Source organism: Pseudomonas sp. FG29 (assembly GCF_057809355.1).
Genome location: NZ_JBMDJU010000024.1, coordinates 50,944 through 67,991 on the forward strand (window position 1 = coordinate 50,944; position 17,048 = coordinate 67,991).

The window sequence follows — 17,048 nt, forward strand, 5'->3', positions numbered from 1 at the left end:
CGCCTTCGATCAACGCTCGCGCAAAGCCTCGGCGCGGGCGCGGATGATGGGCTTGAGCAAGTAGCTGAGGATGCTCTTCTTGCCGGTCATGATGTCGACCGAAGCCACCATGCCGGGGATGATCAGCAGCGGTTTTTCGTCGCTGCCCAGGTGGCTTTTGCGCGTGCGCAGCTTGATCAGGTAGAAGCTGTTGCCGTCCTCGTCGGTGACGGTGTCGGCGCCGATCTGCTCCAGCTCGGCCTCCAGCCCACCATAGATGGTGAAGTCGTAGGCAGTGAACTTGACCATGGCGCGCTGCCCGGGATGGAGGAAGGCGATGTCCTGTGGGCGGATGCGTGCCTCCACCAGCAGGGTGTCGTCCAGCGGCACGATTTCCACCAAGTCGCTGCCGGGCTGGATCACGCCGCCGATGGTGTTGACCAGCAGTTGCTTGACGATGCCCCTCACCGGCGAAGTGACCAGGGTGCGCTTGACCCGATCTTCCAGCGCCTTGCCGGTCGCCTCGGCCTTGTTCAGGTCGGTGCGCGCCTCGTTGAGCTGGGCCAGCGCCTCGCTGCGAAAACGCGAACGGGTTTCGGCGATCTTCTGCTCGACTTCCTTGATTGCCGATTCCGCGCGCGGAATGGCCAGCGTCGTGGCATCCAGTTGCCCGCGCGTTTCCACCTCGGCGCGGCGCAGGCGCAACACCTCGACGCGGGAGATGGCGCCTTCGGCCACCAGCGGCTCGGAAATGCCGATCTCCTGACGCAGCAACTGCAAACTGTTGCGGAATTGCGCCTGCTTGGAGATGAACTCCTGCAGTTCCTGACGCCGCTGCACCAGTTGCTGCTCCAGGCCGCCAACCTCATTATTGAGCTGCTGGCGACGGCTGAGGTACAGCGCCTCTTCGCTGGCCGCCTGCGCTGGCGCCGCAGCGCGCAGGGCATCGGCGACAACCAGCGGGCGATCATCCACCTCGGCGCTCAGGCGCTCGACACGCAACTGCATGGCGTTGCGATCGGCATCGGTCTCGCCGACGTTGGACTCGAAGCGCGTAGGATCCAGACGCAGCAACGGCGCACCGATTTCCACCACCTGGCCTTCGCGCACGAACAGCTCGGATACGATGCCGCCCTCGAGGTTCTGCACCTTCTGCAACTTGGAGGACGGTATCGCCTTGCCCTCGCCGCGGGTGACCTCGTCGATCTCGGCGTAATTCGCCCAGATGCCGAGGAAGGCGACGAAGCCGAGCAAGACCCAGATGGTCAGGCGCACCACCCGTGGGGCGTCCTCCACCAGGGCCTTGTCCACCTCGGGCAAGGGCTCGCCGGACAACGACTCACCGCCCTTGAAGTACTGACGCAACGTCGAGAATGGGTTAAGCGACACTGATCTGCCCCTTCTTCAGTGCTTCCATGACCGATGCCTTGGGCCCGTCGGCGATGATGCGACCACGGTCGACGATCAGCAGGCGGTCGACCAGCGACAGCATCGAGGCCCGGTGCGTGACCAGCAACAGGGTCTTGTTGGCGATTACCGGAGCAAGACGCTCCTTGAGGCGCTCCTCACCCGGGTTGTCCATGGAGCTGGTCGGTTCGTCGAGCAGCAGGATCGGTGGGTCAAGCAACAGCGCGCGCGCCAGGGCGACGTTCTGCCGCTGGCCACCGGAAAGGTTCTGCCCGCGCTCGCCAACCTGCAGCTCATAGCCCTGCGGGTGCAGCCGGGCGAACTCGTGCACGCCAGACAGCTCCGCCGCCTGCAGCACCAGCTCATCCTCGACGTAGCGCGCGCCTGCCATCAGGTTGTCGCGCAGGCTGCCGCTGAACAGTTGGATGTCCTGCGGCACGTAACCGACGTTGTGGCGCAGCTCGCTGACATCCAGCTGGCGGATGTCGGTGCCATCGACCAGCAGGCTGCCGGCATCGGCCTGGTACAGGCCGACGATCAGCTTGGCCAGCGAACTCTTGCCCGAGCCGCTGCGGCCAATGATGCCGATCCTCTCGCCCGGACGGACGATCAGGTTGATCTCGCTGAGCGCCGGAGTCTGCTGGTGCGGGTAGGTGAAGCTGACCTGGCGCAGTTCCAGGCTGCCCTGCAGCTTGGCACGCACCAGCGGCTGCTCGCCCTCTTGCCGTTCCTGCGGCAAGTCCATCATCTGGTCGACGTTGAGCATGGTCAGGCGCGCCTGCTGATAACGGGTGAACAACCCCGACAACTGGCTCAGTGGGCCGAGTGCGCGGCCGTTGAGCATGTAGCAGGCGATCAGCCCGCCCATGCTGAGGTCGCCGGCCATGATCAGGTAGACGCCGGCGACGATCATCACCACGCCAGCCAGTTGCTGGATCAGCAGGGTCAGGTTCATCGCCAGGCTGGAGAGCATCTTCACCCGCAGTTCCAGGCGCCCGAGGGTGCCAATGGTCTGCTCCCAGAGGTACTGGCGGTCGCTCTCGGCGTTGTTGACCTTCACTGCGTCGAGGCCGGCGAGGGTCTCGATCAGGCTCGACTGACGCTCGGCGGCCAGGGCCATGGTGCGATCCATGGTCGCCACCAGCGGTTTCTGCAGCAGCCAGCTGATGCCCATGGCCAGCGGGAAGGCCAGCAGCGGCACCCAGACCAGATGCCCGCCGAGCAGGCCAATCACCAGGAGGATCAGCAGGGTGAACGGCAGATCGATGACACTGGTCAGCGTCAGCGAGGCGAGGAAGTCGCGCAGCGTCTGGAACTCGTGGATGTTCTGAGCGAAGCTGCCGACCCGCTGCGGACGGTGCTTCATGGCCATGCCGACGATGCGCTCGAACAGCGTGGCGGAGATGATCAGGTCGGTCTTCTTGCCGGCCAGATCGAGGCACAACCCGCGCATGGTCTTGAGCAGCAGGTCGAAGATGTAGGCGCCGCAGATGCCGATGGCCAGCACCCAGAGGGTTGCAGCGGCCTGGTTGGGCACCACGCGGTCGTAGACGTTCATCACGAACAACGGCGCGCCGAGGCCGATCAGGTTGATCAGCAGGCTGGCGGCGACGGCATCCATGTACAGCCAGCGCGAGCGCTTGAGGGTGTCGCGGAACCAGGACTTCGTACGCGGGATCAGGCTGCCCTGATCCAGATCGTACTTGTGCTGCGGCTGGGCGAAGAACACCTGGCCGCTGTAATCGTCATTGAGCAGATCGCGAGCGACCACCACCTCGCCACCGTCGCTCTCGCTGAGCAGCAGACGCGCCTGGCCCTTCTCGTTCCAGCCCAGCAGCACCGCACAGCGCCCTTCCTTTAATAGCAACAGGGCGGGCAAGGCGATCTTCGGGATCTGCTCGAGGCTTCTGCGCAGCAGGCGCCCCTGCAGGCCGGCACGCGCGGCCGCTCGCGGCAGCAGCTCGGCGGTCAGGCGCTGCTTGGGCAGCGGCAGGCCGCTGGTGAGCATGGCCCGGTTGGCAGGCTTGCGATGCAGGACGCAGAGAGAAAGAAGCGAGTCCAGCAGTGGATCATCATGCTGGCCACGGGGATCGGAATGGCTTTCGACGCGACTGGCTTGTGGATCCACACCAGGACTCTCTAATTGGGGATTCTTCGGAGCTGCACAGGCCACAAACTCGAACGCCCGCCGGGAGCCAGGCGGCTCCCGACGGGCGAAACGGGTCGATCAGTTGAGGCCGGGCAGTGTTGCCTGAGGCTTGAGCTCGGACTGAACCACGGTTGCCATCGGCGCTACAACCCCCTGGCTCTTGAGCAACTCGCCCATGGTGGCCTTGATGCGGTACTGAGTAAACAGTTCGGTGTAACGCAGGTCGCTCAGGCGACGCGAGGCGGTGAACAGTTCGTTCTCGCTGTCGAGCAGATCGAGCAGCGTACGCTCGCCGATGCTGAACTGCTTCTGGTACGACTCACGCACACGGGTGCTGTACTCGACGTAGTTGCGAGCGATCGGCAACTGTTCGCGGGCGTTGTTCAGGGCATTCCAGGACAGACCGAGGTCTTCGTTGAGCACACGCAGGGCGTTGTTGCGGATATCCAGCGCCTGGTTGGCCTGGTAAGACTTGGCCTCCAGATCAGCCTTGTTGCTGCCACCGGCGAACAGGTTGTAGCGCATGCGCAGCATGGCCTGCCATTCGTTGGAGTGGCCATTCACACCATCGATGTCGTTGTCGGCATTACGCGACAGCTCGGCGTCGAAACGCGGGTAGAACAGCGATTTGGCTGCTTCGTACTGTTTCTCGGCCGCCACCACGTCGGACTCGGCCGAACGCAGGATCGGGCTATTGGCCATCAGCGCCTGACGCGCGTCCTGCAGAGTGCCCGGCAACTGGCCTGGCAGACCGGCCGGCTCGACCAGTTCAGCCGGATCCATACCCACGACACTGAAGAAGTTGGTGCGGGCATCGGCCAGGTTGGTCTGCTCGGTGAGCAGGTTGTTGCGCGCCTGAGCCAGACGGGCCTCGGCCTGATCCTGGTCGGCCAGACGACCGACACCGCGCTGGCTGCGCAGGGTGATCTGATCGTAGATACGTTCGTGGCTGCGCAGGTTGTCTTCAGCCAGACGCACCATTTCCTGGCGACGCAGCACATCGATGTAGACCTGTGCGACGTCCAGCGCGGTGCGTTCGGAGGTGCCGAGCAACGCATAGGCGCGCGAGTTGACGGTGGCCTGCTGGCGACCGACCTCGCTCTGCGTGGCGAAACCGTCGAACACCATCTGAGTCAGGCGCAGGCTCGATTCACCGCGATTCAGGGTCTCGAACCCGCCTTTTCCGGCGGCACGCGTGGAGGTGTTGTCGGTGCCTTCGCGGCCGTATCCGGCCAGCAAGTCAACCGAAGGCAGGTAGCCGCCGCGGGCAGCATCGAGTTGCTTGTCAGCGGCCAGGCGACCATTCACACCAGCCTGGATTTCCGGGTGCACAGCCATCGCATATTGCATGGCTTCGGAGAGGGTCTGGGCATGCACAGGCAGGTTGAAGGCCAAGGCAAGCGGCAGAGCGTGGAACAGTCGCAGACGCATAATTCTGAGCTTCCTGAAGAAGAGAAGTGAACATCCGAGGCCACCCGGACGGTGCTTTTAGTCCGGGTGTCGCGATGTGATCCAAGTCACATTGAAAAACTCCAGACGAAAAGCAAATATCAATGTGACATCAGCGCGGTGATTGTTTAGGATGCGAGGCAATAGGTCAATACTCTGACGCAAAACCAGGCGTCAAAAGTTTAAAAGTCAAAAAATCGTCAAACCTGTTTCATAACCTTTACACCGTAATAGCCAGTTAAGTGTCAGCCTCGCTCACCAGGCCGTCGCAACGCCCGTGAGCCCGCTGAGAACCGCCTCCAGGAGAGTCACACGATGAGCAGCGTCATTGCGACCGTCAAAAGCATTGTTGGCCAGGTATTCGCCATTTCCGCAGAGGGCGCACGACGCGTTCTGGTAGAGGGTGATCGACTCTTCAGCGGTGATCAGGTGCTGACCAGCGCCAACGGCGCAGTCACCCTCGAACTGGCCGACGGCCGTATGCTCGACCTGGGGCGTGAGAGCCAATGGAGCGAAGGCGACAGCCGCGCCGCTGCGCAGAACGCCGAGACGGCTCAGCAGGTCGAAAGCCCGGGCGATGACGTCGCGCAACTGCAACAGGCGATCGAGGCCGGCCTCGACCCGACGCAAGCCTTCGAAGCAACTGCGGCGGGCCCGGCTGCTGCCGGTGGTAGCAACGCCGCCAGCGGTGGCCACAGTTTCGTGGTGCTCGACGCTACTGCCGAGGTGCTGCAAGCCTCCATCGGTTTCGAAACCAGCGGCCTGGGTAATTTCGGCCCGGCACTCGGTGACACACAGGAACCCCTGCAGAACCAGGCCCCGCAATTTCTCGATGGCAATGGCGGCGCCCAGGGCCCGCTGAACCTGCAGACCAACGAAGACACGCCGATCAGCGGTGTCTTCAACGTCCGTGACGTGAACGGCGACCTGATCACCCTGACCATCACCCGCGCGCCGACCAACGGCACCCTGGTGATCAATGCCAATGGCACCTGGACCTATACCCCGGCGCAGGACTACAACGGCAACGACAGCTTCCAGGTAACCGCCAGCGACGGCCGTGGTGCCTCCACGCCACTGAACGTCAACCTCGGCATCATCCCGGTAAACGATGCGCCGGTAGCCAGCGGTACCTACGAGAGCACGGTCACCGACAGCGAAGCCGCCGACACCTTCGCCGACATCAAAGGCCAACTCACCGCCAGCGACGTCGACGACACCCAACTGACCTGGAGCGGCAGCGCCAAGGGCGCCTATGGCGAACTGACCGTCAACGCCGATGGCACCTACAGCTATGTCATCGACGCTGCCAAGGTCAACGCCCTGGCCGAAGGCGAGAACGCCAGCGAGAACTTCACGGTGACGGTGCGCGACCCTTCGGGCGCCAGCGACACCCGCGTCATCAGCATCAATTTCACCGGTAGCAACGACACCCCCATCGCCGAGGCCAGCGTCGCCGAAGTCAGCGAAGATGACAGCATCAAGGGCACGCTGCCAGGCAGCGATGCCGATGCAGGCGCCACCCTGAGCTATGGCCTGGACAGCCCGGCACCGGCCGGCTTCAACCTGAAGGACGACGGCAGCTGGACGTTCGACGCCAGCCACGAAGCCTATCAGTCGCTGGCCGAGGGCCAGACGCTCACGCTGACCATCCCGTACGTGGTCGTAGACGAATTTGGCGCCGCCAGTGGCAACACCCTGACCATCACCGTCACCGGGGTCAACGATGCGCCAGTAGCCAGCGGTACCTACGAGAGCACGGTCACCGATAGCGAAGCCGCCGATACCTTCGCCGATATCAAGGGCCAACTGACCGCCAGCGACGTCGACGACACCCAACTGACCTGGAGTGGCAGCGCCAAGGGTGCCTACGGCGAGCTGACCATCAACGCCGATGGCAGCTACACCTATGTCATCGACGCTGCCAAGGTCAACGCCCTGGCCGAAGGCGAGAACGCCAGCGAGAACTTCACGGTGACGGTGCGCGACCCTTCGGGCGCCAGCGACACCCGCGTCATCAGCATCAATTTCACCGGTAGCAACGACACCCCCATCGCCGAGGCCAGCGTCGCCGAAGTCAGCGAGGACGACAGCATCAAGGGCACGTTGCCAGGCAGCGATGCCGATGCAGGCGCCACCCTGAGCTATGGTCTGGACAGCCCGGCACCGGCCGGCTTCAACCTGAAGGACGACGGCAGCTGGACGTTCGACGCCAGCCACGAAGCCTATCAGTCGCTGGCCGAGGGCCAGACGCTTACGCTGACCATCCCCTACGTGGTCGTAGACGAATTTGGCGCCGCCAGTGGCAACACCCTGACCATCACCGTCACTGGGGTGAACGATGCCGCCATTCTCGGCAGCGCCGACGTTCAACTAAACGAGACCGATGAGCCGCTGAGCACCGGTGGCACCCTGAGCATCAGCGATGTCGACAGCCCTGCCACCTTCGTCGCGCAGAGCGACGTCGCCGGCACCTACGGCAGCTTCAGCATCGATGCGAACGGCAACTGGACGTACGTGGCCAACTCCGCCTTCAATGAGCTGAACGTCGGCCAGTCCTACAGCGAGTCCTTCAAGGTCGCCAGTGCCGACGGCACCGAGAGCAGTGTCACCATCACAATCAACGGCAGCAACGATGCTGCCGTACTGAGCAGCGCCAGTGTTCAACTGACCGAAACCAACGCCCCGCTGACCGCCAACGGCACGCTGAGCATCAGTGACGTCGACAGCCCGGCGACCTTCGTCGCGCAGAACAACGTTTCCGGTCAGTACGGCAGCTTCAGCATCGACGCGACCGGCAACTGGAGCTTCGTCGCCAGCTCGGCCTACAACGAGCTGAACGTTGGCCAGTCTTACAGCGAAACCTTCAACGTCGAGTCTGCCGACGGCACCCAGACCAGCGTCACCGTCACCATCAATGGCAGCAATGATCGCCCCGTTGGCGTGGCCGACCGCATTGCCATGGACGAAGACACCACCGCCACCGGCAACGTGCTGAGCGACGATACCGATGTCGACAACACCAGTCTGAGCGTCACCAAGTTCAGCCTCACCAATCTGCCGTTCGTCAGCGTCAAGGCTGGTGAAACCCTGGATCTTGGGGTCGGCAAACTGACCATCCAGGCCAATGGCGACTTCACCTTCGTCCCGGAGAGCAACTACAACGGCGCAGTACCATCCGTCACCTACACCCTGAGCGACGGTAGCCTCACCAGCACGGCCACCCTGCGTTTCGATATCACTCCGGTCAACGACGCCCCGGTCAACACCACGCCCGGCGCCCAGACCCTGGCCGAAGACGGCAGCAAGACCTTCAGCCTGCTCAATGGCAACAGCATCGCCGTCAGTGATGTGGACGGCGACCGCCTGACTACCACCCTCTCCGTCGAGCATGGCGTACTGACCCTCGGCCCGCTGAAAGGCGGCGTGACCTTCAGTGGCAACGGCACCGGCAGCATTACCCTGGTCGGCACCCAGGCGGCCATCAACCTGGCCCTGCAAGGCCTGAAATACGTACCGGGCAAGGACTACAATGGCCAGGACACCCTGACCATCAACAGCAGCGACGGCAAGCTGAGCGACAGCGATAGCGTCAGCCTGACCATCACCCCGGTGAACGATGCACCGGTGGCCACGCCAACCTCCGCAGCGACCAGCGAAGACGCACCCGAGATCGGTGGTCAACTGGCAGCCAGCGACGTCGATGACGACAGTCTGACCTTCACCGCCCAAGGTGCCCTGCCCGCCGGTTTCACCCTGAACGAAAACGGTACCTGGACGCTCGACCCGAGCAACGCGGCCTATCAGCACCTGGCCGAAGGTCAGTCCACCACGCTGACCATCAACTTCACCGCCAGCGACGGCAAGCTCACCAGCAACAGCACCCTGACCCTGACCGTCACCGGGGTTAACGACCAGCCGACCATTACCGCTGCCCAGGCCGAGGCCGTCGAGGGCGCGGGTGAGATCAAGGGTCAGATCGCCGCCAACGACGTCGACGATGGCGCCGTGCTGAGCTTCAGCACCACCGCCAACATCGCCGGCCTGAATCTGGGCAGCGACGGCAGCTGGACGTTCGACGCCAACCATTCCGCGTACGACTACCTCAAGGCCGGTGAGCAACTGGTACTCGAAGTACCGGTCAGCGTCACCGATGAGCATGGCGCCAGCGCCGACAGCACCCTGACCATCACCCTCACCGGCACCAATGACGCGCCGGTGGCCAATGCCGTCAGCGCCTCGGGCAACGAAGACCAGGCCGCACGCATTCAGGTCAACCTGTCCGGCAGCGATGTCGACGGCAGCGTCAGCAGCTTCACCATCGGCACCCTGCCGGCCAACGGCACCCTGTACGCCAGCGCCAACGGCGGTACCGCCCTGAATTCTGGTGATAGCGTCAACGGCCCGGTGTATTTCGTACCGAACAAGGACTGGAACGGCACCACCACCTTCGAATACAGCGCCGTGGACAACGATGGCGCCACCTCGGCAGCGCCGGCCACAGCCACCATCACCATCGCGGCGGTCAACGATCGTCCGGTCGGCGTCAATGACAACGTCACCCTGGACGAAGACACCACCGCCACCGGCAACGTGCTGAGCAATGACCGCGATGTCGATGGCGACTCCCTGAGCGTGACCCGCTTCAGCCTCACCAACTTCCCGCTGGTCAGCGTGCGCGCTGGCGAAACCCTTGACCTGGGCGTTGGCAAGCTGACCATCAAGGCCAATGGTGATTTCACCTTCGAGCCGGCGAAGAACTACAACGGCGCGGTGCCGTCCGTCACCTACACCCTGAGCGATGGCAGCCTCACCAGCACTGCCACCCTCAAGTTCGATGTCACCCCGGTCAACGACGCCCCGGTCAACACCACCCCGGGCGCCCAGACTCTGGCCGAAGATGGCAGCAAGACCTTCAGCCTGCTCAACGGCAACAGCATCAGCGTCAGCGACATCGATGGCGACCGCCTGACCACCACTGTCTCCGTCGAACACGGCGTACTGACCCTCGGCCCGCTGAAAGGCGGCGTGACCTTCAGTGGCAACGGCACCGGCAGCATCACCCTGTCCGGCACGCAAGCCGCCATCACGGCAGCCCTGCAAGGGCTGAAATACGTCCCGAGCGCGAACTACAACGGCCAGGACAGCCTGACCATCAGCACCAGCGACGGCACGCTGAGCGACACCGACAGCATCCGCCTGACCATCACCCCGGTGAACGACGCCCCGGTAGCTGCGGCCACCACCGCCGAGACCGTCGAGGACGCCCCGGCCATCGGTGGCCAGCTCGCCGCCAACGATGTCGATGGCGACACCCTGAGCTTCAGCCTGAACAATCCGGCCCCGGCCGGCTTCAGCCTCAATGCCAACGGCAGCTGGACATTCGACCCCAGCAACGCCGCCTACCAGTCGCTTGGCCAGGGCGAAGAGCTGGTCATTCAGGTGCCCTTCACCGTCACCGATGGCAAGCTTTCCAGCGCCAGCACCCTGACCCTGACCATCACCGGCGTCAACGATGCGCCGGTGGTCACCGGCGCCATCAGCGTCAGCACCGACGAAGACGCCGCCGGCCAGGTCATCAACCTGCTGGCCAACGCCAGCGACGCCGACGCCAAGGACAGCCTCAGCGTCGTCAACCTGAGCGAGCGCAGCGGCAACGACGCCTCGGGCGTCAGCCTGCAGGGCAACACCCTGGTGGTCGACCCGTCCAAGTACAACTACCTGGCTGCCGGCGAGCGGGTCGTGCTGACCTACGACTATAAGGTCAGCGACGGCAAGGGCGGCCTGGTGACCACCAGCGCCACCGTCACCATCGACGGCGTCAACGATGCTCCGGTGGTCAGCAGCGCCATCACCCAGACCACCAACGAGGACGCCAGCGCGCTGCAGGTCGACCTGCTGGCCAATGCCAGTGATGTCGACACCAGCGATGTACTCTCCGTGGCCAACGTCCAACTGGTCGGCAGCGGCGACACTTCCGGCGTTACCGTCTCGGGCAATAGCCTGCAGGTGAACCCCAACGCCTACAACTACCTGGCCGCCGGCCAGGAGCTGAAGCTCACCTACAGCTATGACGTGATCGACGGCAATGGTGGCGTCACTCCCACCACGGTCACCCTCACCATCGAGGGCCGCAACGATGCGCCAGTGCTCAGCAGCGATGTGCAGAGTGCCGGACTCAACGAACGAGCTGATGGCACCCAGGGTGAGAATGCCGGCAGCCTGACCGCCAGCGGCGATATCGGCTTCAGCGACGCGGATCTGAGCAACACCCATACCGTGGGCACTCAACTGATCAGCGCGAAGGATGGCAACGGCCAGAATGTCGACGCGCTGGGTAATCTCAGTGCCGCCATCAGCGATGCCGCGCAGGGCGACGGCGACGGCTCGGTGCACTGGAGCTACAGCGTGGCCGCTGGCGCACTGGATTACCTGGGAGCGGGCGAGACGCTGACCCTGGTCTATCGCGTCACCGTCACCGACAGCAGCAACGCCAGCACCAGCCGTGATGTGACCATCACCCTGACCGGCAGCAACGATGCGCCGATCGTCAGCGGTGCCATCACCTCGCTGACCAACGAAGACGCCTCGGCCTACAGCATCGACCTGCTGCAGAAGGCCAGCGACGAGGATGCCAATGACCAGCTCAGCGTCAGCAACCTCAAGCTGGTGGGCAGCGGCGACACCTCCGGTGTCACCTTCGACGCGGCCAGCAACAGCCTCAAGGTCGATCCGTCGCAGTACGACTACCTGGCAGTCGGCGAGAAAGTCGTCCTCAACTACAGCTACGATATCAGCGACGGTCATGGCGGCCTCGTCAGCACCACGGCCTCGCTGACCATCGAAGGTCGCAACGATGCGCCGGTGGTTACCGACACCCGGATCACCTCGGCCGAGGAAAGCACCGGCACGCCGCTGAACATCGCCGCTCCGACCGATGTCGACAGCAGCGACAGCCTGACCATCAACGTCACTGGCCTGCCACTGGTGGGTCGTGTCACCCTGGCCGACGGCAGCCCGGTCAGCAATGGCCAGAGCCTCACCCTTGCCCAACTGCAGGGTCTGAAATACGACGCACCGGCCGATTACAAGGCCGGCGACACCGTCGGCAACTTCACCTACAGCGTCAACGACGGCACCACCTCGGTGGTCGGCAGTGTCGCCATCAACGTCACGCCGGTGAACGACCTGCCGGTGGTCGACAGCACCTCCCTGACCGTTGCCGAGGAAAGCGTCGGCACGCCGCTGGGCCTCAAGGCGCCCAGCGATGTCGATGGCGATACGCTGACCATCAAAGTCACCGGCCTGCCGCAGGTCGGTCAGATCACCCTCGCCGATGGCAGCCCGGTCAGCGACGGCCAGACGCTCAGCAGCGAACAGTTGCAGGGCCTGAAATACAACGCTCCGGCCGACTACAACGCTGGCGATGCGGTCGGTAGCTTCACCTACAGCGTCAACGATGGCACCACCAGCGTGACCGGTAGCGTCACCCTGGGCGTCACCCCGGTGAACGATCTGCCGGTGGTGGACAGCACCTCCCTTACCGTCGCCGAAGAAAGCGTCGGCACGCCGCTGGGTCTGCAGGCACCGACCGACGTCGACGGCGATGCGCTGACCATCACCGTCACCGGTCTGCCGGTGGTCGGTCAGATCACCCTTGCCGATGGCAGCCTGGTCAGCAATGGCCAGACACTGACCAGCGACCAACTGCAGGGTCTGAAATACAACGCCCCGGCCGACTACAAGGCCGGCGATGCCGTCGGCAACTTCACCTACAGCGTCAACGATGGCACCGCAACCCTGAGCGGCAGCGTCGCGCTCAGCGTCACCCCGGTGAACGACGCCCCCGACGCTCGTGATGACGTCCCCGTGCTCACCGGTCTCAAAGGCAACTACTACGCCTACCGCGAAGGTGCCGACAGCCCGAACCTGAGCAACCTGGCGATGGTCAAGGACTTCATCGGCAAACACGCTGCCGATGCCACCTTCACCGCCACCTCGCTGGACTACGGCAACGGTGTCAGCAGCGACCTGGGCGGTGATGGCAACCTGCAGAAATTCCTCGGCAGCGACGCCACGTCCCTGAACACCGACCCGGCCAACAGCTCCGACGCCATCCTCGAACTCAGCGGTGCAGTGAACCTGAACGCCGGCAACTACCAGCTGCGCGTCACCGCCGATGATGGTTTCAGCATCGTCATCGATGGCAAGGTGGTTGCCGAGTACAACGGCAACCAGGGCCCGACCACCCGCGAGTTCGCCACCTTCAACGTGCCGACCAGCGGCGCACACCAGATTCAGATCGTCTACTGGGATCAGGCCGGCCAGGCCCAGCTCAAGGTGGAAATGCGCCCTGAGGGCGGCAGCTACACCGTGCTCGGCGGCACCAGCCTGAGCCACAGCCTCGATGCGCTGATCACCAACGAAGACACTGCGCTGACCATCGAGCCGGCTACCCTGCTCGGCAACGACACCGACGCGGACGGCGACAGCCTGACCATCGTCAGCGTGCAGAATGCGGTCAACGGTACCGTGGAACTGGTGGGCGGCAAGGTGGTATTCACCCCGGCGGCCAACTTCAACGGCACCGGTTCCTTCACCTACACCGTCAGCGATGGCAACGGCGGAACCGACACCGCCACCGTCAAGGTAGGTGTCACAGCGGTCAATGACCTGCCGCTGGTCGATAGCCATGCGCTGACCGTCAACGAGAAGAGCACCGGCACCGCGCTGGGTATCCAGGCGCCCACCGACGTGGACAACGACGCGCTCACCATCACCGTCACCGGTCTGCCGGTGGTTGGCCAGGTGACCCTCGCCGACGGCACTCCGATCAGCAACAACCAGACGCTCACCAGTGAGCAGTTGCAGGGCCTCAAGTACAACGCTCCGGCCGACTACAAGGCTGGCGATGCCGTGGGCAGCTTCACCTACAGCGTCAACGACGGCACCGCCACCGTGAATGGCGCCATCAACCTCGCGGTGAACCCGGTCAACGACGCGCCGGTGCTGAACAACGTCTTCATCAACGTGGACGAAGACGGCACCCTGGTCAGCCAGTTGAACGCCACCGATGCGGACGGCGACACGCTCACCTACGCCCTGAAGTCGGGCGTGAGCAACGGCACCCTGGTGCTCGACAGCGCCACCGGTCAGTACACCTACAAGCCCAACGCCAACTACAACGGCCCGGATTCCTTCATCGTCACCGTCAAGGATGGCAACGGCGGCGTGGTCGATGCCGTGGTACGGATCACCGTTGACCCGGTCAACGACGCGCCGACCGCCAACCCGGCCAGCCTGACGACCAACGAAGACACCCCGATCAACGGCAAGGTGGAAGCTCAGGATATCGACAACGACACCCTCAGCTACCGCATCGCCAGCGGCAACGGCCCGCAGAACGGCACCCTCACCCTTTACACGGACGGTTCCTATACCTACCGACCGAACAAGGACTACAACGGCTCGGACTCCTTTACCATCACCATCAGCGACGGTAAGGGTGGCGTCACCACCAGCCTGATCAGCATCGACGTGCTCCCGATCAATGACGCGCCGATCACTGCCAACCAGGCCAAGGAAACCGACGAAGACCACAGCGTCAGCGGCCAGATCGTCGCCCGCGATGTGGAAGGCGACAAGCTGACCTACGTCATCCAGTCCGGTGTCGACCACGGTTCCCTGCTGCTCAACACCACCAACGGCGAGTACACCTACACGCCGAACAAGGACTACAACGGTAGCGACTCCTTCACCATCCGCGTTTACGACGCCAAAGGCGCCTACACCGACGCCGTGGTGAACGTGACGATCAACCCGGTCAATGATGCCCCGGTCAGCGGTCCGTCCAACATCGAAACCAACGAGGACACCCCGGTAGACGGCCGCGTGACCGCACGTGATGTCGACAGCGATCCCCTCACCTACAGCATCGCCAACGGCGACGGCCCGCAGCATGGCAGCGTCACGCTCAAAGCCGACGGCACCTATACCTATCAACCGGCCAAGGACTTCAACGGTAGCGACTCGTTCACCGTCACCATCGACGATGGCAAAGGCGGCACCACCACCAGCGTGGTCACCATCACTGTCAAGCCGATCAACGATGCCCCGGTCACCACTGATCAGAGCAAGGAAACCGACGAAGATCAGAGCGTCAGCGGCAAGATCGTCGCCAGTGACGTGGATGGCGACAAGCTGACCTACGTCATCCAGGCCGGCGTCGACCATGGCTCCCTGCTGCTCAACACCACCAACGGCGAGTACACCTACACGCCGAACAAGGACTTCAACGGCACCGACACCTTCACCATCCGCGTCTACGATCCGAAGCTCGGCTATGCCGACTCCGTGGTGACCATCAAGGTCAACCCGGTCAATGATGCCCCGGTCAGCGGCCCGTCCAACATCAGCACCAATGAGGACACTCCGGTCGATGGCCGCGTGACCGCACGTGATGTCGACAACGATCCCCTCACCTACAGCATCGCCAACGGCGACGGCCCACAGCATGGCAGCGTGGTCATGGGCCCCAACGGTACCTATACCTATCAGCCGGCCAAGGACTTCAACGGCAGCGACTCGTTCACCGTCACCATCGACGATGGCAAGGGTGGCACCACCACCAGCGTGGTCAACGTTACCGTCAATGCCCTCAACGATGCGCCCGAGGCGCCGAACAGTCAGGCCTCGGTCGATGAGGATGGCACGCTGACCAGCCGCATCGTTGCCACCGACGCGGAAGGTGACAGCCTGACCTATGCGATCAAGACCGGTACGGCACACGGCAGCCTGGTACTCGATCAGTCCACTGGCCAGTACACCTACAAGCCCAACGGCGACTACAACGGCAGTGACAGCTTCGTGGTTACCGTCCGCGATGGTAAAGGTGGCGTGACCGACACCCAGGTCAACATCACCGTCAACCCGGTCAACGACGCGCCGACCAGCGCCGACAATACCGTCACGACCGACGAAGACACCCCGCGCGGCTTCTCCAGCGCCGACTTCGCCTTCAACGACATCGATGCCGGCGACAGCCTCAAGGCCATCCGCATCAACAGCCTGCCGGCCAGCGGCAGCCTGAGCCTGGGCAACGAGGCGGTGACCATCGGCATGATCATCACCGCAGCGCAGATCGCCTCGCTGGTCTACACCCCGGCGGCCAACGCCAACGGCAGCAGCAGCTTCAGCTTCTCGGTGCAGGATCAGAGCGGTGCCTTCTCCACCACGCCGAACACCATGACCCTGCAGGTTACGGCCGTGGACGATGCGCCAGGACTGGTCGACAGCAGCGTCAGCTTCGCTGAGAACCTGGCCTCCGGCAGCACCATCGCCAACCTCAGCGACCGTTTCACCGGTACCGATCAGGATCGTGACGGCGAGCCGCTGCTGTACAGCATCACCGGTGGCAACGACGCCGGCCTGTTCGCGATCAACTCGAGCACGGGTGTCATCACCCTGGCCAACGGCAAGTCCCTGGATTACGAGACCGCCACCCATCACCAGTTGCAGGTCAGCGCCACCGACGGCAAGACACCGGTCAGTGCGACCGTGACCGTCAATGTCACCAACATCAACGACAACGGTGTGGTGATCAGCGACAGCGACGCAGCAGCCAACCGCGTCGTGGAGAACGCCAGCACCGGCACCGTCGTCGGCGTCACCGCCAAGGGCGTGGACGGCGACGTGGGCGCCACCGTGACCCAGTACGAGCTGCTGGACAACGCCGGTGGCCGCTTCGCCATCAATGCCACCACCGGCGTGGTCACCGTCGCCGATGGCAGCAAGCTCGACTACGAGACGGCTACCAGCCACAACATCACCGTCAAGGCGACCAGCTCCGATGGCAGCAGCAACACCCAGGTGTTCACCATCAACCTGAGCAACGTCAACGACAACGGCGTGGTCATCAGTGACGACAACTCCGCCCCGAACTTCGTCAATGAGAACGCCGCCAACGGTACGCTGGTAGGCATCACCGCCAAGGGTGTTGACGGCGACGTAGGCGCCACCGTGACCCAGTACGAGCTGCTGGACAACGCCGGTGGCCGCTTCGCCA

4 protein-coding genes are annotated in these 17,048 nt (G+C 63.8%); 1 reads left to right on the forward strand and 3 read right to left on the reverse strand.

Annotated features, from left to right (window positions below):
• Positions 1–9: 9 nt before the first annotated feature.
• The 3 genes from ACODS1_RS20080 to ACODS1_RS20090 all read right to left on the reverse strand — a co-directional run bounded on the left by ACODS1_RS20080 (position 10) and on the right by ACODS1_RS20090 (position 4,966).
• Positions 10–1,368: an HlyD family type I secretion periplasmic adaptor subunit gene (locus ACODS1_RS20080; protein WP_489087052.1), complete on the reverse strand. Its 1,359-nt coding sequence runs from the start codon at positions 1,366–1,368 to the stop codon at positions 10–12.
• Positions 1,358–3,514, reverse strand: coding sequence for a type I secretion system permease/ATPase (locus tag ACODS1_RS20085; protein ID WP_322978513.1), 2,157 nt, complete (start codon positions 3,512–3,514; stop codon positions 1,358–1,360). Before ACODS1_RS20085 ends, ACODS1_RS20080 begins: the two co-directional genes overlap by 11 nt.
• A 99-nt stretch (positions 3,515–3,613) precedes the next feature.
• Positions 3,614–4,966: a TolC family outer membrane protein gene (locus ACODS1_RS20090; RefSeq protein ID WP_489087053.1), complete on the reverse strand. Its 1,353-nt coding sequence runs from the start codon at positions 4,964–4,966 to the stop codon at positions 3,614–3,616.
• 333 nt (positions 4,967–5,299) lie between these two features.
• On the opposite strand from ACODS1_RS20090, the gene ACODS1_RS20095 reads away from it, so the two are divergent.
• Positions 5,300–17,048: retention module-containing protein (locus ACODS1_RS20095; RefSeq protein WP_489087054.1), on the forward strand; the 11,749-nt coding region annotated here is incomplete at its 3' end.

What these genes read in the sequence shown, in the direction of transcription:
- ACODS1_RS20090 (WP_489087053.1), bottom strand. Translation starts at nt 4,966, where the DNA reads ATGCGTCTGCGACTGTTCCACGCTCTGCCGCTTGCCTTGGCCTTCAAC.